Below are 23,372 nucleotides of genomic sequence, written 5' to 3' on the forward strand. Positions count from 1 at the left end.
TTATGCTCCCAGCGTCGAACCGCCGTCCACCACGATGTCCTGCAGCGTGATATGGCTCGCCAGATCGGAAGCAAGGAACAAAATGGTATTAGCGATCTCCTGCGGACGAGCGATTTTGCCCAGCGGAATACCGAGCTTAAACTGCTCGCCAAAGCCGCGAATGCGCTGTTGTTCAGCATCGTCGCTAATCCATAACGTGCGCTGCATATCGGTATCAGTGGAGCCAGGCGACACCACGTTACAGCGCACACCGTTACCCGACAGCTCCAGCCCAACGGTCAGCGCCAGGCTTTTCAGCGCCGCTTTTGACGCGCCGTAGGCGCTCATGCCGATACGCGGGGTGTGCGCGGCGTCGGACGCCACGGTGACAATCGCTCCCCCCTGCTGGCGGCGAAACTGCGCCATCGTCTGTTGAAAAAGATTAAACGCCCCACCGACGTTGACGGCAAAGGTTTGCTGCCAGTCGTCGGCGCTCAGCGCATCGGTAGCCCCCATACGCAGGATCCCGGCGGCGTTCACCAGCACGTCCAGTCGTTCGGTTTGCGCCAGTAAACGCTGGCACACCTCGGCCACTTGCCCTGCATTCGCCACGTCCAGCGTTTCGGTGACGAACGGGTAGTCGTCCAGCGCGAATTCACGGTCGAAACCGGTGACCTGTGCGCCCGCTTTCGCAAACGCCAGCGCGGTCGTATAACCAATGCCCTTACCGGCGCCGGTAATCCACACCGTTTTGCCCTGAAAGTCAAACCCGGCCATTACTTCACCTCGCGTGAAAGCAGTGTCCACCAGGCGTCAATCGTCGGATTTTTCGCCAGCATCACGAAGTCGATATCGCCATGTACTTTGCGCCAGCGCGCCGCCAGCGCCATCATCCGCACCGAATCCAGACCGTAATCAATGAGGTTCTCATCATCCATCGGCGTATCGGACTCATCCAGCAGCGGCAGGATCTGGGCGCGCAGCGCATCTTTGCTGGCTGGCACTGGCGCGGGCAGCAGATCCTGCGTCATCACCACCCGGCCGGAACGTCCTGCGACGTACTTCAGCGACATCAGGTGCTCTTCGCGACTAAAGTCCGCCAGCGCGTCCGCCACCATAAACGGCTTGATGTCACGCATAAAGGCGTCGGTGGCGGTGGTCATGCAGCCGATATGCGCGTACACGCCAGTGATAATCAACTGGTTACGCCCCGTCTCTTTCAACATTTGTTCAAGCGGTGAACGGTGAAACGCACTGTATCGCCATTTCACCAGCACCGTGTCAGCCTCATCCGGCGTCAACAGATCCACCACCTTTTGCTGCTCCGGTGAACGGGTCAGGCCCGGCCCCCACATATCATTGAGCAACGCGCGGTCTTCATCGCTCTGCTCTTTCGGCTGGGCGGTGTAATAGACCGGAATGTGATGTGCTTTACAGTATTCCCGCAGGGCGGCGATATTGGCGATAACCTGCGCCATCATCGGGCAGTTTTCCCCCCAGAAGCTGACAAAGTAATCCTGCATATCGTGAATCAACAGCGCCGCGCGCTCGGGTTCAAAGGCCCAGTTCACCTTGTTGGTCGGAATATCCTGCGCGCCCGGCAGCGCGTATGCCTGTAATTTTGGGATTGCCATTGCGTGTTCTCCTTCAGGCCGTGCGCGTAGCCAGCCACTGACGTAATTGTTTTTTATCGACTTTACCGACCGGCGTCAGAGGCAGCGCCTCGACGGTCTCTACACGGTCCGGCAGCTTAAATTCCGCGACGCCCTGCTCGCGCAGGAATCGACGCACCTGGACGGCGCGCAGGGGTTCTTTCACCACCAGATACGCACAGCTTTTCTCGCCCATTAGCTCATCTTCCATGCTGACCAGCGCCGCATGGATTACCGCCGGATGGCGCAGCAATAGGTTTTCGATCTCTTCTGCGGCGATCTTCTCGCCGCCGCGGTTGATCTGATCTTTTTCACGTCCCTGAACGGTGATGTATCCGTCTTTATCGATGGAAATCAGGTCGCCCGAACAGTAAAACCCGTTGGCGTCAAATGCGCTGGCGTTGTGCTCAGGGCTTTTAAAGTAACCGCGGAAGGTATACGGACCGCGGGTCATCAGCCGTCCGGTCTCGCCCTGCGGCAGCGGATTACCGTCGGCGTCCGCTACCCACACTTCGTCATCCGGACACATCGGACGTCCCTGGGTGTTGATGATTCGCTCCGGGCTGTCGTCAAGGCGGGTGTAATTCACCAGCCCTTCCGCCATGCCAAACACCTGCTGGAGCTGACAGCCGATCTCCGCCGGAATACGGGCCGCCAGCGACGCGGACAGACGCGCGCCGCCCACCTGCAACAGTTGCAGCGAGGCCAACTGCGCGTTGCTGCCCCATTCGTTAATCGCCTGAAGCCACAGGCTGACCGCAGGCGGCACCAGCGCCGTGGCGTTAATCTGGTGTTTTTCGATCAGCGGAAAGCACAGCGTGGCGCTCGGATCATCCGCCAGCACCACGGTTCCCCCGGCGAGAAACACGCCCAGCGACCCCGGCGAACTCATCGCATAATTGTGCGCCGCCGGAATCGCGCATAAAAAACGCGTCTGCGCGGTGAAGCGGCAAATTTCGTTGCTGCGGCGCACGCTGTAGTAGTAGTCATTATGGGTTCGCGGGATCAGCTTCGGCGTCCCGGTGGTGCCACCGGAAAGCTGAAAATAAGCCACCTCGTCGGCAGGGGACGGCATGGCGGTAAACGCCTCCGCCGGGGTGTCAATCGCTGCCTGCAGGCAATGTTCGCCGTGATCATTAAGCAGATGCACCACGCGAATAGTGTTGTGCTCCGCCACAAAGGTATTCAGGAAATCATCGCCCGCAAACAGCGCGTGTTGGCGGTCAGCAATCAACAGCGCGGGTTCTATCTGCTTCGCGTAAGCGTTCAGTTCGGTACGCTGATGGCTGAACAGGGCGAGGACCGGCGCCACGCCCAGCTCCAGCAGGGCAAAGAAAGTGATATACAGTTCGGCCACGTTGCCCAGTTGCACCAGCGCGGTTTCGCCCGGCTTGATGCCCTGACGGCGTAAACTGCTGGCGAGATTCGCCGCCGCCTGATTCAACTGGCGATAGCTCAAATGGCGCTCGCCGTCGATCACCGCCGTACTGTCGTTTTGCGCATGGCGGGTCAGAATGTCCGTCAGCGGCAGATCCTGCCAGTACCCTTTTTCACGGTAACGCCGGGCAAACTCGTCAGGCCACCGGGTGAAAGGAATGCTCATCATCGCTCCTTAATGCAATCCAAAAACGTTCAACATGGTGGAGAGCTTGACGCCAGTTTCACGCCATTCCCCCACCGGCGAAGAGGCCGGGACAATTCCTGCGCCCGCAAACAGGCGGACCTTGTTTTTATGCAGCTTCGCACAGCGGATCGTCACCACCCACTCACCGTTTCCGTCGGCGTCGCACCAGCCGACAATGCCGCCAAACAGGTCACGGTCGAACGGTTCCAGTTCAGCGATAAGCTTAATCGCCGCCTGATGCGGGAAGCCGCTCAGCGCCGGCGTCGGATGCAGCAGGCACGCCAACGTCAGGGCGTTTTCTCCGGCGTTCGCCTTACCTTCAAACGGCGTGCCGAGGTGCCACAGCGTCGGGGTGGTAATCAACTGCGGCGAAGACGGCAGGTGCAGTTCACTGCTGCGATCGCGCAGAACGGTTTTCATCGCCTGGGTCACCAGATCGTGTTCATGGCGATCCTTCTCGGATGCCAGCAGACGGTTACCCGCCTCCCTGTCCAGCACGTCATCCGGCTGGCGACGGGCGGAACCGGCTAACGGCAGCGAACTGAAGCGCTCGCCCTCTTTGCGCAGCAGCAGCTCCGGACTGGCGCCGAGCAGCACCCCGCCGTCCTCCAGCGGGACATGGAAGTTGTAACTAACTGGGTTTTGCGCCACCAGACGTTCAAGCAGCGCGCCGCTGTCGATCTCCGCGTCGGCGGTGATATCAATCAGGCGCGACAGCACAACCTTATCAACGTCCGGCGTGGCGGTAAGCGCAGCGGCTCGCGCCACCATACTTTCAAAGGTGTCCTGCTCCGGGATCGCCCTGCGTTCGGTCACATTCAGCGACTGATGACCGGTAAAATAACGCGAGGCCTGCTGTTTTTCCTGTCGCGAGAAGGTTTCCCAGGCCTCCGGGATAAACAACGCGGAAGGCTGGCGGGTATCAAACGGAATAGCGCCGACCATTATCGGATTAGCGATGCCCTGCGCTTTGGCATCGGCGAACAGATTATGTAATTTTTGTTGGAAAGGACTGTCTGGCGAATCGCCGTTGACGGCAGGTTCATTGAAACGGGCGAAGCATCCTGACGTCGTAAAACTGCGGTACGGCGACATAAAGAAAAAGCGATCGGGCGCAAGTGTTGCCATGGTCTGCTGTACTTCCTCGGCCAGTGACGTATCCATATCATCCTCCAAAATGATAAAGGTTTTAATAATGATTATCATTTATATTTTCGGGCGCTAACCTAAAAGCAAACAGGCAGTATGTCAACTCCTGGGGTAGCACAATGTGCGACTAAGGCTTGCATCCCTTATCCTTAATAATGAAAATGAGAAGCATTAATCACTCAGTACAGGAACCGATTAGTGAGACTGTCTTCTCTCCCCACCCTGCTTATTACGCTTGCCGTTTTCGGATTCTCCTCAGCCCAGGCCGCTGACTGGCCGCGCCAGGTCACGGACAGCCGCGTAAGCCACACGCTGGAGCGCAAACCCGAACGCATCGTTTCCACCAGCGTCACGCTCACCGGTTCGCTGTTGGCGATTGACGCCCCGGTCATTGCCAGTGGCGCCACCACCCCGAACAACCGTGTGGCGGACAGTCAGGGCTTTCTGCGCCAGTGGAGCGACGTGGCGAAAGCACGCAAACTGACGCGACTGTACATTGGCGAGCCGAGCGCAGAAGCCGTCGCGGCGCAGATGCCTGACCTGATTTTGATCAGCGCCACCGGCGGCGACTCGGCGCTGGCGCTGTACGATCAGCTGTCAACCATCGCCCCGACGCTTATCATCAACTACGACGATAAAAGCTGGCAGACGCTGCTGACCCAGTTAGGCGCGATCACCGGCCAGGAAAAACAGGCCGCCGCGCGCATTGCCGAGTTCGATAAGAAACTGGCGAGCGTGAAACAGCAGTTAACCCTGCCGCCGCAGCCGGTGAGCGCGCTGGTTTACACCGCCGCCGCCCACACCGCCAACCTGTGGACTCCGGACTCGGCACAGGGCAAGATGCTGGAACAGCTTGGCTTTACGCTGGCGACACTGCCTGCCGGGTTACAGGCCAGCCAGAGCCAGGGCAAACGTCACGACATCATCCAGCTTGGCGGAGAAAATCTCGCCGCCGGGCTGAATGGCCAGGCGCTGTTCCTGTTTGCCGGTGACGAAAAGGACGAGAAAGCGATTTATGCCAACCCGCTGCTGGCGCACCTGCCTGCGGTTCAGAACAAACGCGTTTATGCGATGGGCACCGAATCCTTCCGTCTGGACTATTACAGCGCAATGCGGGTTTTAGACCGCCTCGCCGACCTGTTTTAACGTGTTATTGTGCCTGACGGCGCGTCGCGACTCAGGCACTGGCTGGCTGCTGGCGAAACCGCCGCAGCTCGCTTAACAACAGCATCAACAGTACGCCAATCATCACCAGACCAAACCCGCTGACGCTGGCCGACGCCACGGGCGTCATCACAGCGCCCAGTCCGCCTAATAAGGCCGCGCCAATGGCGTCCCCGGTCACGTTCTGCGCGGTCCACAAACCGTTAATCCGTCCTAACATCTGTTCCGGCGTCTGGGTTTGCAGCAGGGTGTACTGCAACAGCGAACTTATTGCGCTCAGCCAGCCAAACAGCGCCAGGCAGACAACGCCCAGCGCCCAGATGGGCATCAGGGCGAACAGACCGATCGCCAGAAACGATCCCACGGTAGAAAGCAGCATAATCCACCCCGGCCGCACGCTGTGCGCCAGCTGTCCGCTGGTCAACGCGCCAACCGCCGCGCCGAGCGGAATGGCGGCGTACAATAAGCCAATCTGTGCCGCTGACATCTGCCAGCCGATCGCCAACGCCGGATACAGCACGCGCACGGCGCTGGCCATTGTCAGCAATCCGCCGAGCAGCGCGATCCCCCCGATTAGCGGGCTGGCAAGCAAAAAGCGAAATGCCGCAAGCAGCGACGTCAACGGATGCTCACGCGGCTGCGGCGGAGGCGGCAGAGCGGGTAAGCTCAGCAATGGCAACAAAGTTATAAATGTTCCGGCCGCCGCCAGCCCGTAGTTCCACGCCACGCCGCCAGAGGCAAGAAGCAGCCCGCCGAGCATCGGCGAAATCACCGAGCCCAGACGTACGGTCAGCATAGTGATCGCCCCGGCCTGCATCAGGTTTTCGCGCCCGACCAGCGCAGGCGTTGCCGCCAGCAATGCGGTCACGCCGAGCGAGGCAAAGAAACCGTCCCACAAACCGAGCAGATAAATCGCCATCAGTGACGGCTCCGGCAGCATGGCATTCAGGCACAGGCCGATAAAGCCAATGCCGCAGGTGCCGCGCGCCAGCAGGATCACTTTTTTCCGCTCGTAACGGTCCGCCAGCACGCCGCCAACCATCAGCCCGATAAACATCGCGCTGCCGGTCAACGTCACCGAAAGACCGACCTGCCAGGTGGAGTGAGTCATCATCTGGATCTGAACAGGTACCGCCACGCCGAGTAACCCCAGCGAGACGATCGAGATAAAACGGGCGAGGAAGACCGCGCGAAAAGCAGGATGCGTCCTCAACAGACTGAGGTTGAGGAGCCAGGATTGTCGATTCATTACAAAACCTTGATGGGTACTTTTATTATCAATTCCGTGGCTGCACATGGTAACATATTCAAATAAGATCGATAACGATAATTACTATCATTATCAGGGAAGTGGATATGTCATGCTCTGTTTCCGTGACGCGCGCCATTGCCGTGCCCGGATTGTTGTTATTACTGATTGTCGCCACGGCATTAAGTCTCATCATCGGGGCCAAGCCCCTCCCCGCGGTCGTGGTGCTGGATGCGCTTCGCGGCAGTTGCCACAGCGCCGACTGCACGATCGTGCTCGACGCCCGTCTGCCGCGCACGCTGGCGGGTCTGCTGGCGGGGGGGGCGCTCGGCCTTGCCGGGGCGCTCATGCAAACGCTCACCCGTAACCCACTGGCCGATCCCGGCCTGCTTGGCGTCAATTCCGGCGCCAGTTTCGCCATCGTGCTGGGGGCGGCGCTGTTTGGCTTTTCCACACCGCAGGAGCAACTGGTAATGGCTTTTGCGGGCGCGCTGGTGGCGTCGCTGATCGTGGCGTTTACCGGTAGCCAGGGCGGCGGACAGCTCAGTCCGGTGCGCCTGACGCTCGCCGGCGTCGCGCTGGCGGCGGTGCTGGAAGGCCTCACCAGCGGGATCGCGCTGCTTAACCCGGACGTCTACGATCAACTGCGCTTCTGGCAGGCCGGTTCGCTGGATATCCGCAGCCTGCAAACGCTCAAGGTGGTCATTGTACCGGTACTGATCGCGGGAGCGACGGCGCTGATGCTAAGCCGGGCGCTCAACAGTCTGAGTCTTGGCAGTGATACCGCTACGGCGCTGGGCAGCAAAGTCGCGCGCACACAGCTTATCGGCCTGATGGCCATCACCGTGCTCTGCGGCAGCGCCACGGCGATCGTCGGGCCTGTCGCCTTTATCGGCCTGATGATGCCGCACATGGCGCGCTGGCTGGTGGGCGCCGACCACCGCTGGTCATTGCCTGTCACGCTGATCGCCACCCCTGCCCTGTTGCTGTTTGCGGATATCATCGGACGGCTGATTGTTCCCGGCGAGCTGCGGGTCTCGGTCGTCAGCGCCTTTATCGGCGCGCCGGTGCTGATTTTTCTGGTTCGTCGACGCCCGCGAGGTGCCGCATGAGGCATATCTCCCGTCGTCTGTTTATCAGTTGCCTGCTACTGTTGCTTGCCTGCCTGTTAGTCGGTATGTGGAGTCTGCGCAGCGGCGCCGTAACGCTCGAAACCTCGCAGATTATCGCCGCCCTGCTCGGCGATGCGCCGCGCAGTATCACGATGGTCGTCACCGAATGGCGATTGCCGCGGGTATTGATGGCGTTGCTGATCGGCGCAGCGCTCGGGGTCAGCGGGGCGATTTTTCAGTCGCTGATGCGAAACCCCTTAGGCAGCCCCGACGTGATGGGCTTTAACACCGGCGCCTGGAGCGGCGTGCTGGTGGCAATGGTGCTGTTTGGCCAGCATCTGACCGCCATCGCGCTGGCGGCAATGGCGGGCGGTATTCTTACCTCGCTGCTGGTCTGGCTGCTCGCCTGGCGCAACGGCATTGAGACCTTCCGCCTGATCATCATCGGTATCGGCGTACGCGCGATGCTGGTGGCGTTCAACACCTGGCTGCTGTTGAAATCCTCGCTGGAGACGGCGCTGACCGCCGGACTGTGGAACGCCGGGTCGCTGAACGGTCTGACGTGGGCAAAAACCTGGCCGTCCGCGCCGCTGATTATTCTCATGCTGATCTGCGCCGCCCTGCTGGTACGCCGAATGCGTCTGCTGGAAATGGGCGATGACAGCGCCTGCGCGCTGGGCGTCAGTGTCGAGCGTTCCCGCCTGATGATGATGCTGGTGGCCGTGGTATTAACCGCCGCCGCCACCGCGCTGGCAGGACCGATTTCGTTTGTTGCGCTCGTCGCGCCGCACATCGCCCGCCGACTTAGCGGTACCGCCCGCTGGGGATTAACCCAGTCCGCGCTCTGCGGGGCGCTGCTGCTGTTGGCGGCGGATCTCGGCGCACAGCAACTGTTTATGCCGTACCAGCTTCCGGTGGGCGTTGTCACCGTGAGCCTCGGCGGTATTTACCTTATCGCCTTGTTAATTCAGGAGTCCCGCAAAAAATGACCGAATCAGTAGCCCGTTTGCGTGGCGACCAGTTAACGCTGGGTTATGGAAAATTCACCGTTGCCGACAATCTTAGCGTCGCCATTCCGGACGGGCATTTCACCGCGATTATCGGGCCAAACGGCTGCGGCAAATCGACGTTGCTGCGTACCCTGAGCCGCCTGATGACGCCCGTACTCGGACACGTCTGGCTGGATGGCGAGCACATCCAGCGTTACGCCAGTAAAGAGGTCGCGCGGCGCATCGGCCTGCTGGCGCAAAACGCCACCACCCCCGGTGATATTACCGTTCAGGAACTGGTGGCGCGGGGTCGCTACCCGCACCAGCCGCTGTTTACCCGCTGGCGCAAAGAGGATGAGGAAGCCGTTTCGCAGGCGATGCGCGCCACCGGTATTACCCATCTGGCCAACCAGAGCGTGGACACGCTTTCCGGCGGGCAGCGCCAGCGCGCATGGATTGCGATGGTGTTGGCGCAGGAAACGTCGATTATGCTGCTGGACGAACCCACCACCTGGCTGGATATCAGCCATCAAATCGATCTGCTGGAGTTGTTGAGCGAACTGAATCGCGAGAAAGGCTATACCCTTGCGGCGGTGTTGCACGATTTGAACCAGGCCTGCCGTTACGCTACGCATTTGATTGCCCTGCGGGACGGAAAAATTGTCGCCGAGGGCGCCCCTAGCGAGATTGTCAACGCCGGGTTGATTGAGGAAATCTACGGGTTGCGCTGCACCATCATTGACGATCCGGTCGCGGGTACGCCGCTGGTCGTGCCGCTTGGACGTTCAAACAGAGGTTAACGACGAAATGGCTTAGCCGGACAAGGTGCATATGCCCTGTCCGGCTGGCGGGTTTATTTATTCACCCGCCTCAATGCCGTTCAGCTTCCCGGCGATAACCGGACCAATCTTCTCAAACGCCGCAGGAGAAATGATCTCCACATGCGCGCAGTCCTGACCATACACCTCCAGTTCAGCGATCCACGGCGCCCAACTGCCTGTCGGACTCATCCCTGCGGGCAGCGTTTTTTCTGCCACAAACAGGGTCGCTCGCCCGTCAAACGGGACGCTGTGCGCGGTGCTCAGTAACCGTACAGCATCAGCATAGTTGCCTTCGATGGTGCTGAACAATTCACGGGAAGCCTTCCCCTGCTGGGCGGCCAGAAACGCTTCCCGCTCGCGATCGATTTCCGCCAGCACTTCCGGATCCAGCCCGTTGGCCTCTTTTTCCGACCAGTTTTGCGTTTCCGGCGGCCAGGTATCGAGCAGGCCCAGGAAAGCGACCGCTTCACCACGCGCGCGCAGGCGCGACGCAATGCCCTGCGCTAACGTGCCGCCGAGCGAATAGCCGAGTAAGTAATACGGGCCGTGCGGCTGTTGCGCCAACAGTGTCGCCAGATGGCGTTCGCAGACCGCGTCCAGATCGGCACAGGTCTGCATCGGCCCCTGTGGACGGGGAGACTGAATGCCGGTAATCGACCACTGCGAACCGAGATAGCGTGACAGAACGCTAAACTGCCAGGCAAATCCCGACGCCGGATGGAAACAGAACAGCGTGGGTCCCCTGCCTTTACGCAGCGGCAGCAGCGTTTCAAAACCCAGACGCTGGCTCTGTACGTCGTCTTCGGCCTCCAGTAACGCGGCCAGTTGGCCAACCGTCGACGCCACCATCACCTGCCCCGGCGTCACCTGACGCGCGAAAATACGGCTGAGCTGCGCCGCCAGCTTCATCGCCAGCAGCGAATGACCGCCGAGAGCAAAGAAGTCGGCATCAATGTCGTTAACTTCACAGCCCAGCAGTTGGCTGAACGCCCGCGCCACCTGCGTCTCAACCCCCGCCAGCGGCGCACGGCCTTTGGCGCGCGGGGCCAGTTCCGGCATCGGCAACGCTTTTCTGTCGAGCTTGCCGTTGGCGCTGAGCGGCAACTGCGCCAGTTGTAGCAGCACCACTGGCACCATGTGCGGCGGCAATGTCTCGCGCAGTTGCGCCTGTAGCGCCGCAATATCCAGCGGCAGGCCGGACTGTGAAACCAGATACCCCACCAGTTGACGGGCGTCGCCGCCGGTCGCCGCCGCCTGATTAAAGACGCAGGCATGAACCACCGCCTGCTCAACATCAGGCAGCGCCTGCATCACGCGGTCGATCTCACCCAGTTCAATGCGCTGTCCGCGGATCTTGAGCTGATCGTCACTGCGCCCAAGGTACTCCACCGCGCCGTTATCCAGCCAGCGCGCAACGTCGCCAGTACGATACATGCGCTCGCCGGGGGCAAACGGATCGGCGATAAACCGGCTCGCGGTGAGATCCGGTCGCCCAAGATACCCCTGTGCCAGTTGAATACCGGTCAGGTAGAGATCGCCCGCCACGCCAGGCGGAACCGGATGCATCATCGCATCCAGAATGCGCAGCCCTGTGTTCCAGACCGGGAAGCCAATCGGTACGCTACTGCCGGTGACCGCTGCCAGTTCGTCACCCCAGGCGGGATACCAGCTGACATCTACCGCCGCTTCCGTCGGCCCGTACAGGTTATGCAGCGGCGCATGGGTCAGTTGCTCCCACTCCCGGCACAGCTCGGCGGGCAGCGCTTCGCCGCTACAGAAGACGTGTTGCAACGTGGCGCAGCTTTCGCGGGCGCTTTCCGGCGTTAGCGACGCCACAAACGCCGCCAGCATCGACGGCACAAAGTGGGTAGTCGTCACCCCATAATGGGCAAAGAAGCGCTGCATGGCGAGCGGATCGCGGTGTGCCTCCGGCTCGGCCATCACCAGCTTCGCGCCGGCGATAAACGGCCAGAAGAATTCCCAGACCGAGACGTCAAAACTGCACGGCGTTTTTTGCGCCACCACGTCGCTCGCCGTCAGCCCATAATGGTTTTGCATCCACAGCAGACGATTGACGATGGCGGTTTGCCCCACCATCACGCCTTTCGGCCTGCCCGTCGACCCGGAGGTGAAAATGATATAGGCGGTATGGTGCGGCTGAGATAAACCGAGCGGCTGGCCGTCCCCGCCTGCCAGCGGTTCGCTGTAGCAAAGGCTTTCCAGCCCCGGCAGGTCGTTAAAGCGAGCACGCTGTTCTTCACTGGTGATTAGCAGTTTAGGTCGGGCATCTTCGAGCATCATCCGCAGACGATCGTCCGGATAGCCGGTATCCAGCGGCAGCCAGGCCGCACCGGCTTCGACAATGCCATGCAGAGCGAGAGTCAGGAAAACAGAGCGCGGTAACGCCACCGCGACGCTGTCACCCGGTTTCACGCCGCGCTCGCGCAGCAGCGTCGCCAGCGCCACCACTTGCTCGCGCATTTCACGGTAGTTGAACTGATAACGCGCATCCGCCAGCGCCGGGGCATTCGGCGTTCTTTTCGCCTGCTCCGCCACCAGCGCGCTGAGGGTCGTCCGAGGGATCGCGACCTCCGTGGCGTTGACGCTCTCCAGATGCCGCCACTCTGACGGCAGCAGCATGTCGGCATCGCCGCAGCGTAGCGCAGGATTTTCTGCAAACTGTTCAATTATCGCCGTCAGACGCGCGGCGTGCTTCGTCAGGGTCGCTTCATCATAACGCTGGCTGTTAGCCAGCAGCTCGATGCTCAGGCCGCCGTCTTGATCGGGGAACAACGCCAGTTCAAGATCGTTGACCGGACCGGTCGCCAGCGTATGGGTCTGTGCCTGAATGCCCGGAATATCCAGTTGATAATCAAAAACTTTAACATTGAGTACCGGACCAAACAGCGGCTCTTCTCCGGCGGCGCGCCCGCTGTCGCGAACGATCTGCTCTGCGTCGTAGCGCTGATGACGGCGCATTTTTTTCAACTGCGCCGAGAGTCGTTTCGCCAGATCCGCCAGACTTTCTGCGGCATCAATGCGTACCCCAAGCGGTAACACGTTAAGCACCGGTCCGGTCGCCGTCAGAGCTGCCGAACCCATCCGACGCATAAAGATAAAGCCCGCGGCGTACTCCATCCGGCTGCACAGCCTGCCGAGCCACAGCGCCACCAGCGCCAGCGCCAGATCGGTGCGCTGCACGTCAGGGAACTGCGCCGACAGCTGGCGAAACGCCCCTTCCGGCGCGTTCAGCTTCATGCGGACGATCTCTGCCGTTGTCGCGCGTCCCGGCAACGGCGCGGAAGACAGCGACGCGGGCGGCGGCAGTTCCCGGCGCTGCTGAGCCCAGAACGCGCCGTCGCGCTGCCAGGCGTCGCTCTGGCGATACTGCTGATATTCCTCTACAACCTCAGCAAACGGCGTAAACGGCGAGGCGGGCGTGGGTTCATCACGCTGCCACGCGCGGTATATCGCCGCGATCTGACGGGTAATGGCCGGGAAACTAAAGCCATCGACCAGCAAATGATGATAGCGCTGATACCAGTACCAGCGGTTATCCGCTACCCGAATTAACTGATGAAACGCCAGCGGTTTACCGCTGTCCACGCGCAGATTTTGTTGCAGATCCGCCTGCATCAGCGCCAGCGCAGCGTCATGAGGATGGACGGCATCACGCAGATCGGTTATCTGCGGCCCGGCAAAGCGCAGAGAATCATCCACCCACTGCCAGACGTCGCCGTTATCTTCCGTAAAGCGCATCCGCAGCGTGTCGGCCTGTTCCATTCCGGCAACCACCGCGCGCGCCAGCAACGGCGCGTCCAGATGGCCAGTAAGCTCCACATAGTGGGCGACGCTCCAGGCCGACGGCAGCGTTGACAGTTTTTCTGCCATCCAGATGCCGGGCTGAGCGGCGACCAGCGGTAAACGTTGGCTCATAGCGCCTCCTGCGAAACGGCATAATGGTGAGGAAGCAAAGTACGCCAGTGTGTTTCCAGCCACTGCTGACACGCCGCCTGGGACTGAGGCCCGGCTACCACCTGCCAGCCAGCGGGCAGCGCGCACTGCTGCGGCCAGAGGCTAAACTGATGCTGACCATTTTGCAGAATGTAAAACAGTCCCTGCGGGTTATCGAAGGGATTCGTGAATTCCATACTCAACTCCTGTCGTGGAAAATCGCCTGCTTAACGCAGCGGCTGCCAGAGGTCGATAAGCCCCTGCATCAGCCCGCCGCGCCAGCAAAGCGCATCATGTCCGCCGTCAACCTGACGCCAGAAAACCGACTGCTGTGTTGTCTCCAGTTGTGCATAAAGCGCCTGGTTCGCCCGGAAAATCACCGGCTCCCGGACCCCGGCCTCCAGCACAATGCGTAAACCGTTGGCCTGAAGAAGCCCGGCTTTGAGTTGTTCTGTGATAAACCCGTCCTGATGGCCGCCGCGATGGGGCCACCAGTACGAACCGGACTGACTGAGGACGCAGCCGAAGCGCCCGGGCCAGTTCAGTCCGGCGTAGAGCGATGACAAGCCGCCGAAGCTCTGTCCGGCCACCAGCGTGCGATCGGCGCGGTCGCTGAACGGCGCAACGGCGTAAACCTGCGGCAATAATTCTTCCTGCACGGCCAGCCAGAAGTCGGGATTACAGGGAAGCTCGCGGCTGCGGTGAGCGGTATCGATCGCATCAATCAGCACGTACACCGCCTGCGGAAGCAGCCCTTGCTGCGTGAGTGACGTCAGCGCAGGCCAGACCGGCAGACTTTGCGCCCAGAACTGGCCGTCGAGCAACACAGCCAACGGACGCGTTTGCGGCCGATCGTCGCCGGTAGTAAAAACCCACACCCGTCGCGTATTGCCGAGGCGTTTGCTGCGCCATTGCACCACAGCTGGCAGAGAACGGGGCGGCTGCGGGCGATCCCAGCCGGGCTGCGCTGGCGCCAGGGGCATTTCCAGCGCCGACACGCCATGTCCTCGCCCGCCCTGCCAACTTACCGGGTTGAGCGGGTCGGCAATCGCCTGGGGCAACAACTGCCGCCAGCCTTCGCGCAACATGGTCCGATCGGGCGTTTCACCTGCCGCCAGACCGGCAAACACATCGTCACGCGCGGTAGGAATAAAGCAGTAGCTGCCGCGCCAGTGAGCGCCAAGAACTGTTCGCCATTGCCAGACATCCGTTCCGGCAATGCGCTGCATCGACTGAGGCAACTGGTTCTGATGATGGTCGGTCACGCCGGTGATATAGACCCACACGCGCTGAATGGGGGAGCAGGTTTCATCGCCCTGCGGATCGCGCCACCAGAAGGTGACCTGGTAATTGCCGTTGGCATCGCGTGTCCATTCAGGACCGTTTTTTGACTGCCACCAGGCCTCGCTCCCAACCGTTAACGCCGTCACCGTCTTAACCCCATGTTTATTGTGAAATTTTTCATTGATTGATGAAATATATTGATAATATTATTGATAACTATTTGCATTTGCAATAGCGTATTGTCGCGCTGTGGGAAGCGCGAACACGTTTTAACCAACCGCACTGCGTGCTTTTCTGGAATGGAGGGTTTTCGCAGACGCGGGCGATATCGGGCCAGATGCGTCTTTCCGGCAACTGGTACACGTGGCTAAAGAAAAGCAGGATAAACAATGAACAAGAAGATTCATTCACTGGCCTTATTGGTCAATTTAGGGATTTACGGGGTCGCGCTGCCCGCCATGGCAGAAGAGACAACCGACAGCACAACCGCCTCTCATGAAGACACCATCGTCGTGACCGCCGCCCAGCAAAACCTGCAGGCCCCCGGCGTGTCGACCATTACCGCCGATGAAATTCGCAAAAACCCGCCCGCTCGCGACGTCGCCGAAATTATCCGTACGATGCCGGGCGTTAACCTGACCGGTAACTCGACCAGCGGTCAGCGCGGCAACAACCGCCAGATCGACATTCGCGGTATGGGGCCGGAAAACACCCTGATTCTGATCGACGGTAAGCCCGTCACCAGCCGTAACTCAGTGCGACTTGGCTGGCGCGGCGAACGTGACACCCGTGGCGATACGGCCTGGGTACCGCCGGAAATGATTGAACGCATTGAAGTGCTGCGCGGTCCTGCCGCAGCGCGCTACGGCAATGGCGCCGCCGGGGGCGTGGTGAATATTATCACCAAGAAAAGCAGCAGCGAGTGGCACGGCTCGTGGAACACCTATTTCAACGCGCCGGAGCACAAAGACGAAGGCGCGACCAAGCGCACCAACTTCAGCCTGAACGGCCCGCTCGGCGGGGATTTTAGCTTCCGTCTGTACGGTAACCTCGATAAGACCCAGGCCGACGCGCGCAACATTAACCAGGGCCATCAATCAGAGCGTACCGGCACCTATGCAGATACCCTGCCCGCCGGACGCGAAGGGGTCATCAACAAAGATATTAACGGCGTGGTGCGCTGGGACTTCGCGCCGATGCAGTCCCTCGAACTGGAAGCGGGCTACGGTCGTCAGGGCAACCTGTACGCCGGGGATACGCAAAATACCAACACGAACCAGTTGGTGAAAGATAATTACGGCAAAGAGACTAACCGTCTGTACCGTCAAAACTACTCGCTGACCTGGAACGGCGGCTGGGACAACGGCGTCACCACCAGCAACTGGGTGCAGTATGAACATACCCGTAACTCCCGGACACCGGAAGGTCTGGCGGGCGGTACCGAAGGGATCTTCGATCCGAAGGCCGCACAGAAATATGTTGATGCCGACCTGAACGACGTGACCCTGCACAGTGAAGTCAGTATTCCACTGGATCTGTTGGTAAACCAGAACCTGACGCTGGGCACCGAGTGGACCCAACAGCGCATGAAGGACATGCTTTCCAACTCGCAAACCTTTATGGGCGGCGATATTCCGGGCTATAGCAGTACCGATCGCAGCCCGTATTCAAAAGCGGAAATCTTCTCGCTGTTCGCTGAGAACAACATGGAGTTGACCGACACCACCATGCTGACGCCGGGGCTGCGTTTCGATCATCACAGCATCGTCGGCAACAACTGGAGTCCGTCCCTGAACCTGTCACAGGGCCTCGGCGACGATTTTACCCTGAAAATGGGGATCGCCCGCGCCTATAAAGCACCGAGCCTGTACCAGACCAACCCGAACTACATTCTGTACAGCAAAGGCCAGGGCTGTTACGCCACGGGCGCGGCGTCCGGCATCGGCTGTTACATGATGGGTAACGATGACCTGAAAGCTGAAACCAGCATTAACAAAGAGATCGGCCTTGAGTTCAAACGCGACGGCTGGCTGGCGGGCATTACCTGGTTCCGCAATGATTACCGCAATAAGATTGAGGCGGGTACCGCGCCGATGAACCGCACGTCCATCACCAGCAAAGGGAAAACCACTTACACCGATATTTACCAGTGGGAGAACGTACCCAAAGCCGTGGTTGAAGGTCTGGAAGGAACGTTAAACGTGCCGGTCAGTGAAACGGTGAACTGGACTAACAACATCACGTACATGCTGCAGAGTAAGAACAAAGAGACCGGCGAGCGCCTGTCGATTATTCCAGAGTACACGCTGAACTCAACGCTGAGCTGGCAGGTGCATCAGGACGTCTCGCTGCAGTCCACCTTCACCTGGTACGGCAAACAAGAGCCGAAGAAATACGACTACCAGGGTAAACCGGTGACGGGTTCAGACAAACAGTCCGTCAGCCCGTACAGCATCGTTGGCCTGAGCGCCACCTGGGACGTGACCAAGAACGTCAGCCTGACCGGCGGCGTGGATAACGTCTTCGACAAGCGTTTGTGGCGTGAGGGGAATGCCCAGACTACCGGCAGCACGACTGACGTCTCGTATATGCGTGGCGCAGGCGCGTACACGTATAACGAACCGGGTCGTACGTGGTATATGAGCGTAAACACCCACTTCTGATATCAGCACACCCTTCCGCGCGGGCGGAAGGGTGTTATTATCACCCCATGCAAATCACCCATTCTCGTCTCCCCTTCGCCGACCTTACGCTGCACGTCGTCACTTTCGATCCCGCCAGCTTTCAGGAAAGCGACCTGCTGTGGTTCCCTCACTACACGCGTCTGATGAACGCCGGACGCAAGCGTAAAAGCGAGCATCTGGCAGGCCGGATTGCCGCCGTACATGCGTTAAGGGAGTATGGCGTCAAAAGCGTACCGGGCATCGGCGATCGGCGTCAGCCGCTATGGCCGGAAGGGCTGTTCGGCAGCATCAGCCACTGCGGCAATACCGCACTGGCGGTAGTCGCCAAAGAGCCGGTGGGGGTTGATACAGAAGCCTTGTTTTCGCCGCAGACGGCGGAAGAACTGGTAAGAAGTCTCATTTCGGAGGCTGAGCAGGAACGTCTGAAAGCGTGTCGCCTGCCCTTTGAACAGGCGCTGACGCTGGCCTTTTCCGCCAAAGAGAGCGCTTTTAAAGCCACGCCAGCGTCAGAGCAGCATCACGCCGGGTTTCACCACTATGAGATTGTCGACGTGCAGGCAAACCTGCTGCGTCTGCGCCACCGCGCGCTGCGTTGGCGCGTGCAGTGGCATCTCACCCAACAGCATCTGATCACGCTGGCCCGCGGTTAACCGTTGAGCAACTCGCGCGCCTGATTCGCCACAGACTGCGCGTCAAAGCCGTGGTGTTGTCGCATCCAGCGCCGATCCGCCGCCGCAGCGTATTCACCGTCCGGAATACCCAACCGTTTCAGTACCGCGCCGCTGCCCGCTTCTGCCAGCGCCTCCGCCACCAGACTGCCCAGCCCGCCGTTAACGTTATGTTCTTCAACGGTTATTACCGCCTTGCACCCTTTCAGCGCAGCCAAGAGGGCCTGTGTATCGCAAGGGCGGATTGACGGCACGCCGATTACCGTCGCATGGATACCGGCGTCAGCTAACAGCGAGGCGGCATCCACCACTTCATGCACCGTCGACCCTGTCGCCACCAGCGCCAGATCGTCACCTTCGCGTAACGTCACAACCGCGCCAGGCGCAAAGCGATAGTCCTCACCATACAGCTCCGGCAGCGCTTTGCCGTCCATACGGATATACACCGGACCGACATAACCGAGGGCGTAGTCGATGATCTGACGGCATTCGCGCGGAGACGAAGGGGCGAATATCTGGATATTGCCAAACCCCCGCATAACAGCGAGATCGTCGATCGAATGGTGGGTACTGGCCAACGGCCCATAGCTGGCCCCGGCGTTCAGGCCAAACAGCTTCACGTTCGTGTTGTTGTAACAAACATCGACTTTGATTTGCTCGTTAGCCCGGGAAATCAGGAACGGTGCGGCGTTACACGTGACGGCGACTTTCCCGCCCAGCGCCAGCCCTGCCGCCGTACCGACCATGCTTTGCTCGGCGATCCCCACGTTAACCAGCCTGCCGGGAAACTGTTTGATAAACGGGGCAATCTTCGCCGTCGAGGTGGAGTCCGCCACCACCGGCACCAGGTCGACGCCCTTTTCCACGGCATCAATAAATGCCTGAACCATCACGTTCGCGAGGTGTTCTGCATTACTCATCTTTCAGTTCCTCCAGTGCCAGTGCGATTTCTTCGCCTTTCGGTACGCGGTGGTGCCATTCCGGACGTCCCTGAATAAAGGAGATCCCTGCGCCTTTGGTGGTGTTGGCGATAATGACATTGGGTTTACCCGCCTGTTTCAGCCCTTCCAGCGCGGCAACCACCGACGCCATCTCATTGCCTTCACACTCCGTTACCGCCATACCAAACGCCCGCCATTTATCGGCCAGCGGGTCCGTATTCAGGATTTCGCGGGTCGGCCCGGCAAGCTGAAGATTGTTTTTATCGTTAATGATGATCAGGTTATCCAGCCCGTAATGCGCTGCCGCCAGCGCGGCTTCCCAGTTACTGCCTTCTGCCAGCTCGCCGTCGCCGGTAATCAAAAAAATGCGGCGGGCGCTGTTGCTTTTTTTGGCTGCCAGCGCCAGTCCCACCGCAACAGGCAAACCGTGGCCCAGCGCGCCCGTGTTCAACTCAATGCCGGGGGTTTTCTGGCGAACCGGGTGTCCGGGAAGATGGGAGTTGGCATGCTGGTAGGTTTCCAGCCAGTCGACGGGGAAAAATCCCGCTTCTGCCAGCACGCAGTAATAGCACCCCACCGCGTGCCCTTTAGACTGGATGTAGATGTCGCGCTGGTCATCGTCCAGGCGATCCGGCGCGACGTTGAGAATACGGAAGTAGAGCGCGGTCAGCAGTTCAACCTGAGACAAGTCGGCACCGGTATGGCCGCCTGCGGGACTGTTGGCGTTGAGTCTGACAATGTGGCGGCGCACGGCTCGCGCCTTGCGCTCAAGCGTCTGGATATCGTAATTGTAGGGATTCATTTAATACCTCTGAATTTATTTTCAACATGGAATATTTATTCCACCAGGAACTAAAAAAACCAGACATCCCCAGGCGTTGCATGACATGGCTTGTGCCGCTGCAGGATACTCAGGAACATTCTGTCTCCTTACCGCAACTGGATTAACGAACGACATATTCAATTGACTTAATGTGTCACTGAATATATATTCATACTTGATTCTTTATTCAATTATGCGACCTTTTTCTCAGCTTTGTCCAATGCTGTTTTTGAGGATTGGTTAAACTTAGAGCTTTGTCACACTTACCAGCTTTGTCTTTTCGCGTATGATAATACCCTCTAAGATAATGGCGGTACGGAACGTATGTGTCTGGCTATGATGAATTTTTTTGGGGAATACTATGGCAAAGCAGGATGAACAACGGCTATTGGTTAAAATCGCAACCCTTTACTATCTCGAGGGTCGCAAACAGTCCGATATTGCTCAGCTTCTCTCGCTTTCTCAGTCGTTTATCTCCCGCGCAATCACCCGCTGTCAAAAAGAGGGCGTGGTGAAAATCAGCGTCGTTCAACCGTCCAATATTTTTCTTAATCTTGAGAAAGGCATCGAAGAACGCTACGGGTTGAAACAAGCCATCGTGGTGGATACGGAAGAAGATGCCAGCGATCACGCCCTTAAACGCGCCATTGGCTCCGCCGCGGCCCACTATCTTGAAACCCGTTTGCGGCCTAAAGATCTGGTTGGCGTCTCGTCGTGGAGTTCAACCATCCGCGCAATGGTCGACGAAGTCCATACACAAAATCTGAAGGCGGGCGGCGTCATTCAACTTCTCGGCGGCGTCGGACCAAACGGCAACGTGCAGGCTACCATCCTCACCCAAACGCTGGCGCAGCACCTGAACTGCGATGCCTGGCTTCTGCCCTCGCAAAGTATCGAAGGTTCGGTGGAAGAGAAAAACCGGCTTATCGCCAGCAAAGACGTCGCCGATGTGATCTCACGCTTCGATAACGTTGATATCGCCATTGTCGGCATCGGCATTCTCGAACCGTCGCAGCTCCTCAAAACCTCCGGGAACTATTATCACGAAGATATGCTCCAGGTGCTGGCCGATCGCGGTGCCGTAGGGGATATCTGTCTGCACTACTATGACAAAAACGGTCAACCTGTTTTACAGGACGACGAAGATCCGGTGATCGGCATGGCGCTCGACAAAGTGAAAAAATGCCCAAACGTCGTGGCGCTGGCTGGCGGTACCGACAAAGTCGCGGCCATTAAGGGGGCGCTAAACGGCGGCTATATTGACGTTTTGATCACCGACTATCCCACCGCTCGCCAGTTGGTCACCGCCTGAATTCAGCCTCACTGTACTGCCTTTGCGTTGCGATCCTTGTGCGCAGAGGCATTAAAAATCTTTAAATTTCAATAAACTGAAAGGATTCACCTCCACGTAATTTTCACCGGTCTTTGCTATTCTGCCCACTCTCTAAGTGTGATTCTCAGCACAATTGATGATTTTTTCGGTAGCTCAGCCCAACGATTGTGGCTAAGGTATTAAATAAATAATCAATACCGAATATATATTCACAAACAAAAATACGCGACGTCACAGCCAGCCTGATGAAGTAAAACGCGACAACGAGGGATGCCATTCTGCCTTCTACGCCGGGACGCAATGTGACTCAGGAGACAATCTATGTGTACAGCGAAGAAAGGGTTCATTATCGCGCTGGATGAAGGCACCACCAACGCGAAAGCGGTCGCGCTAGACAACAGGGGCAACGTGGTCGCGAAATACTCTCAGCCGCTGGCGATTCAAACGCCGCGGGAAGGCTGGGTGGAACAATCCGGCGAGGTATTGATTGAGGCATCCCTGGACGTGATCGCCAGGGCCATTCAGCATGTCGGCGCAGACAACGTCGTTGCGCTGGCGATCAGTAATCAGCGTGAAACCGCCATCGGCTGGTATCGCGACAGCGGTAAGCCGCTGAATGCCGCGATCACCTGGCAGTGCACGCGCAGCGCGGCCTGGTGTGAGGCGCTGCGCCAGGATAACCAGGAGCCGTTGATTAAAGCCACAACCGGCTTGCCCATCGCCCCGCTGTTTTCGGCCTCTAAAATGCGCTGGCTGCTGGAATCGATACCTGACGGTGCGCGACTGGCGGAACAGGGAAAAATTTGCCTGGGCACCATCGACAGTTGGCTGCTGTGGAACTTAACCGGCGGCGAGGCCTTCTCCTGCGACTTCTCCAACGCCGCCCGCACCCAACTGCTTAACCTGCAAACCGGGCAATGGGATGAGGCGATGCTGGCGCTGTTCGCGATCCCCCGCGTCGCGCTGCCGGAAATCAAACCCTCCAGCGGCCTGTTTGGTCATACCCGCGGCCTGACCGGGATCCCGGATGGTATTCCGGTGATGTCGATGGTTGGCGATTCTCACGCCGCCCTGTTTGGTCATGCGCTTGGCGAACTGGGGTGTGTTAAAGCTACCTACGGCACGGGTTCCTCAGTCATGGCGCCAGTGAAGTCGGCGCAGTGCACTATCCACGCGCTGGCGACCACCATCGCCTGGCATGATGGCGAACGCATTGTTTACGGTCTGGAAGGCAACATTCCGCACACCGGCGACGCGGTTGCCTGGATGGCGGACAGCACCGGACTGAGCGAGCTGCCTGACGACGAGCTGGCGCATGAACTTAACACCCTTCCCGCTTCCGTTGAATCGACCCTCGGCGTTTACTTTGTCCCGGCGCTGACCGGGCTAGGCGCGCCCTGGTGGGATGACAGCGCGCGGGGCGTGATCTGCGGACTCAGCCGCGGGGTAAAGCGAGCGCATCTGATCCGCGCCGCCCTCGAGTCTATAACCTATCAGATAGCAGACGTGGTCGTTGCCATGCAACAGCACGACGATTTCAGCTTAACGGCGCTCATGGTTGACGGCGGTCCAACAAAAAATGACTGGTTGATGCAATACCAGGCGGATCTGTTGGGCTGTCCGGTGATGCGCAGCGATGTGCCGGAACTTTCCGCCATCGGCGCCGCGTTGCTGGCGCGCAAAGCGCTTCACCCTGGCTCGCTGAGCGATCTTAAAGACCTCTTAACCGAGCACAGTACTTTTCAACCCGACATGGCGCGCCACCGTCGACTGCAACAACGATGGCAGGCGTGGCGCCATGCGGTGAACAGAACATTATGGAAACCGGCCTCGTCGGTCTGACGCCTTACCAGGGAATAACGGCTGACTGAATACATTCACTCAACAAAGGAGGACTCCGGCCCATAACAAATCTGGCTTTACGTTGTTTCACCGTACCCGACAAT

Annotated in this window: 18 protein-coding genes; 8 read left to right on the forward strand and 10 right to left on the reverse strand. The window is 59.2% G+C overall.

The window, feature by feature from the left end; translation table 11 throughout:
• From entA to entC, 4 genes are read right to left on the reverse strand one after another with little or no spacing between them, the layout of a single operon-like run.
• Nucleotides 1-756: a 2,3-dihydro-2,3-dihydroxybenzoate dehydrogenase EntA gene (entA, locus tag JY391_RS15375; RefSeq protein ID WP_042285615.1), complete on the reverse strand. Its 756-nt coding sequence runs from the start codon at nt 754-756 to the stop codon at nt 1-3.
• A complete protein-coding gene (locus JY391_RS15380; RefSeq protein ID WP_211934562.1) occupies nt 756-1,613 on the reverse strand; it encodes an isochorismatase in 858 nt (285 codons plus the stop codon). Before JY391_RS15380 ends, entA begins: the two co-directional genes overlap by 1 nt.
• Nucleotides 1,614-1,626: 13 nt before the next feature.
• Nucleotides 1,627-3,234, reverse strand: a complete 1,608-nt coding sequence (gene entE / locus JY391_RS15385; RefSeq protein ID WP_211935808.1) for a (2,3-dihydroxybenzoyl)adenylate synthase EntE — start codon at nt 3,232-3,234, stop codon at nt 1,627-1,629.
• A 9-nt stretch (nt 3,235-3,243) separates the two neighbouring features.
• The gene (gene entC, locus JY391_RS15390; RefSeq protein WP_211934563.1) at nt 3,244-4,419 is read right to left on the reverse strand and encodes an isochorismate synthase EntC; all 1,176 of its coding nucleotides are present in this window, start codon (nt 4,417-4,419) and stop codon (nt 3,244-3,246) included.
• A 159-nt stretch (nt 4,420-4,578) separates the two neighbouring features.
• Between entC and fepB the strand changes: the two genes are divergently transcribed.
• Nucleotides 4,579-5,550 carry a Fe2+-enterobactin ABC transporter substrate-binding protein gene (fepB, locus tag JY391_RS15395; RefSeq protein ID WP_374197232.1) on the forward strand — a complete coding sequence of 324 codons (972 nt, stop codon included), beginning with the start codon at nt 4,579-4,581 and terminating at the stop codon, nt 5,548-5,550.
• A 31-nt stretch (nt 5,551-5,581) separates the two neighbouring features.
• Here fepB and entS read toward each other — a convergent pair whose 3' ends face one another.
• On the reverse strand, nt 5,582-6,817 hold the full coding sequence (gene entS / locus JY391_RS15400) for an enterobactin transporter EntS (RefSeq protein ID WP_042285620.1): 1,236 nt from the start codon (nt 6,815-6,817) through the stop codon (nt 5,582-5,584).
• Nucleotides 6,818-6,924: 107 nt separating this feature from the next.
• On the opposite strand from entS, the gene fepD reads away from it, so the two are divergent.
• Genes fepD through fepC form a run of 3 tightly spaced genes read left to right on the forward strand, consistent with a single transcriptional unit; the run spans nt 6,925 to nt 9,718 of the window.
• Nucleotides 6,925-7,929, forward strand: coding sequence for a Fe(3+)-siderophore ABC transporter permease (gene fepD, locus JY391_RS15405; protein WP_181821813.1), 1,005 nt, complete (start codon nt 6,925-6,927; stop codon nt 7,927-7,929).
• Complete coding sequence (gene fepG, locus JY391_RS15410; RefSeq protein ID WP_211934565.1) at nt 7,926-8,918, forward strand: iron-enterobactin ABC transporter permease; 993 nt, start codon at nt 7,926-7,928, stop codon at nt 8,916-8,918. Before fepD ends, fepG begins: the two co-directional genes overlap by 4 nt.
• Nucleotides 8,915-9,718, forward strand: coding sequence for an iron-enterobactin ABC transporter ATP-binding protein (gene fepC / locus JY391_RS15415; RefSeq protein WP_211934566.1), 804 nt, complete (start codon nt 8,915-8,917; stop codon nt 9,716-9,718). Before fepG ends, fepC begins: the two co-directional genes overlap by 4 nt.
• A gap of 57 nt (nt 9,719-9,775) precedes the next feature.
• Here fepC and entF read toward each other — a convergent pair whose 3' ends face one another.
• From entF to fes, 3 genes are read right to left on the reverse strand one after another with little or no spacing between them, the layout of a single operon-like run.
• A complete protein-coding gene (gene entF / locus JY391_RS15420) occupies nt 9,776-13,675 on the reverse strand; it encodes an enterobactin non-ribosomal peptide synthetase EntF (RefSeq protein ID WP_211934567.1) in 3,900 nt (1,299 codons plus the stop codon).
• On the reverse strand, nt 13,672-13,890 hold the full coding sequence (locus JY391_RS15425; protein ID WP_042285631.1) for an MbtH family protein: 219 nt from the start codon (nt 13,888-13,890) through the stop codon (nt 13,672-13,674). The genes entF and JY391_RS15425 overlap by 4 nt, the downstream gene beginning before the upstream one ends.
• 30 nt (nt 13,891-13,920) lie before the next feature.
• Entirely contained in the window at nt 13,921-15,123 is a 1,203-nt protein-coding gene (gene fes, locus JY391_RS15430) for an enterochelin esterase (RefSeq protein ID WP_211934568.1), read from the reverse strand.
• Nucleotides 15,124-15,366: 243 nt separating this feature from the next.
• On the opposite strand from fes, the gene JY391_RS15435 reads away from it, so the two are divergent.
• Both JY391_RS15435 and entD read left to right on the forward strand, forming a co-directional pair.
• Nucleotides 15,367-17,640, forward strand: coding sequence for a TonB-dependent siderophore receptor (locus JY391_RS15435; protein ID WP_211934569.1), 2,274 nt, complete (start codon nt 15,367-15,369; stop codon nt 17,638-17,640).
• Nucleotides 17,641-17,687: 47 nt separating this feature from the next.
• Nucleotides 17,688-18,311, forward strand: a complete 624-nt coding sequence (entD, locus tag JY391_RS15440; RefSeq protein WP_211934570.1) for an enterobactin synthase subunit EntD — start codon at nt 17,688-17,690, stop codon at nt 18,309-18,311.
• On the opposite strand, the gene JY391_RS15445 is transcribed toward entD, so the two are convergent.
• Complete coding sequence (locus tag JY391_RS15445) at nt 18,308-19,249, reverse strand: transketolase family protein (protein WP_042285642.1); 942 nt, start codon at nt 19,247-19,249, stop codon at nt 18,308-18,310. The two genes, entD and JY391_RS15445, sit on opposite strands and share 4 nt — an antisense overlap.
• Nucleotides 19,242-20,072 (reverse strand): transketolase, encoded by an 831-nt coding sequence (locus tag JY391_RS15450; protein WP_042285644.1) that lies wholly within the window; start codon nt 20,070-20,072, stop codon nt 19,242-19,244. Before JY391_RS15450 ends, JY391_RS15445 begins: the two co-directional genes overlap by 8 nt.
• A 382-nt stretch (nt 20,073-20,454) precedes the next feature.
• Between JY391_RS15450 and JY391_RS15455 the strand changes: the two genes are divergently transcribed.
• Nucleotides 20,455-21,405: a sugar-binding transcriptional regulator gene (locus JY391_RS15455; RefSeq protein ID WP_042285648.1), complete on the forward strand. Its 951-nt coding sequence runs from the start codon at nt 20,455-20,457 to the stop codon at nt 21,403-21,405.
• A gap of 342 nt (nt 21,406-21,747) precedes the next feature.
• A complete protein-coding gene (locus tag JY391_RS15460) occupies nt 21,748-23,268 on the forward strand; it encodes an FGGY family carbohydrate kinase (protein ID WP_211934571.1) in 1,521 nt (506 codons plus the stop codon).
• The last annotated feature ends 104 nt before the right edge of the window (nt 23,269-23,372 follow it).

It is taken from the genome of Citrobacter sedlakii, from assembly GCF_018128425.1.
Lineage (GTDB): Bacteria > Pseudomonadota > Gammaproteobacteria > Enterobacterales > Enterobacteriaceae > Citrobacter_A > Citrobacter_A sedlakii.

Excerpts from the sequence above, each read along its gene's own strand:
- entA (WP_042285615.1), bottom strand. The coding sequence starts at position 756 with ATGGCCGGGTTTGACTTTCAGGGCAAAACGGTGTGGATTACCGGCGCC.
- JY391_RS15380 (WP_211934562.1), bottom strand. The coding sequence starts at position 1,613 with ATGGCAATCCCAAAATTACAGGCATACGCGCTGCCGGGCGCGCAGGAT.
- entE (WP_211935808.1), bottom strand. The coding sequence starts at position 3,234 with ATGAGCATTCCTTTCACCCGGTGGCCTGACGAGTTTGCCCGGCGTTAC.
- entC (WP_211934563.1), bottom strand. The coding sequence starts at position 4,419 with ATGGATACGTCACTGGCCGAGGAAGTACAGCAGACCATGGCAACACTT.
- entS (WP_042285620.1), bottom strand. The coding sequence starts at position 6,817 with ATGAATCGACAATCCTGGCTCCTCAACCTCAGTCTGTTGAGGACGCAT.
- fepD (WP_181821813.1), top strand. The coding sequence starts at position 6,925 with ATGTCATGCTCTGTTTCCGTGACGCGCGCCATTGCCGTGCCCGGATTG.
- fepG (WP_211934565.1), top strand. The coding sequence starts at position 7,926 with ATGAGGCATATCTCCCGTCGTCTGTTTATCAGTTGCCTGCTACTGTTG.
- fepC (WP_211934566.1), top strand. The coding sequence starts at position 8,915 with ATGACCGAATCAGTAGCCCGTTTGCGTGGCGACCAGTTAACGCTGGGT.
- entF (WP_211934567.1), bottom strand. The coding sequence starts at position 13,675 with ATGAGCCAACGTTTACCGCTGGTCGCCGCTCAGCCCGGCATCTGGATG.
- JY391_RS15425 (WP_042285631.1), bottom strand. The coding sequence starts at position 13,890 with ATGGAATTCACGAATCCCTTCGATAACCCGCAGGGACTGTTTTACATT.
- JY391_RS15435 (WP_211934569.1), top strand. The coding sequence starts at position 15,367 with ATGAACAAGAAGATTCATTCACTGGCCTTATTGGTCAATTTAGGGATT.
- entD (WP_211934570.1), top strand. The coding sequence starts at position 17,688 with ATGCAAATCACCCATTCTCGTCTCCCCTTCGCCGACCTTACGCTGCAC.
- JY391_RS15445 (WP_042285642.1), bottom strand. The coding sequence starts at position 19,249 with ATGAGTAATGCAGAACACCTCGCGAACGTGATGGTTCAGGCATTTATT.
- JY391_RS15450 (WP_042285644.1), bottom strand. The coding sequence starts at position 20,072 with ATGAATCCCTACAATTACGATATCCAGACGCTTGAGCGCAAGGCGCGA.
- JY391_RS15455 (WP_042285648.1), top strand. The coding sequence starts at position 20,455 with ATGGCAAAGCAGGATGAACAACGGCTATTGGTTAAAATCGCAACCCTT.
- JY391_RS15460 (WP_211934571.1), top strand. The coding sequence starts at position 21,748 with ATGTGTACAGCGAAGAAAGGGTTCATTATCGCGCTGGATGAAGGCACC.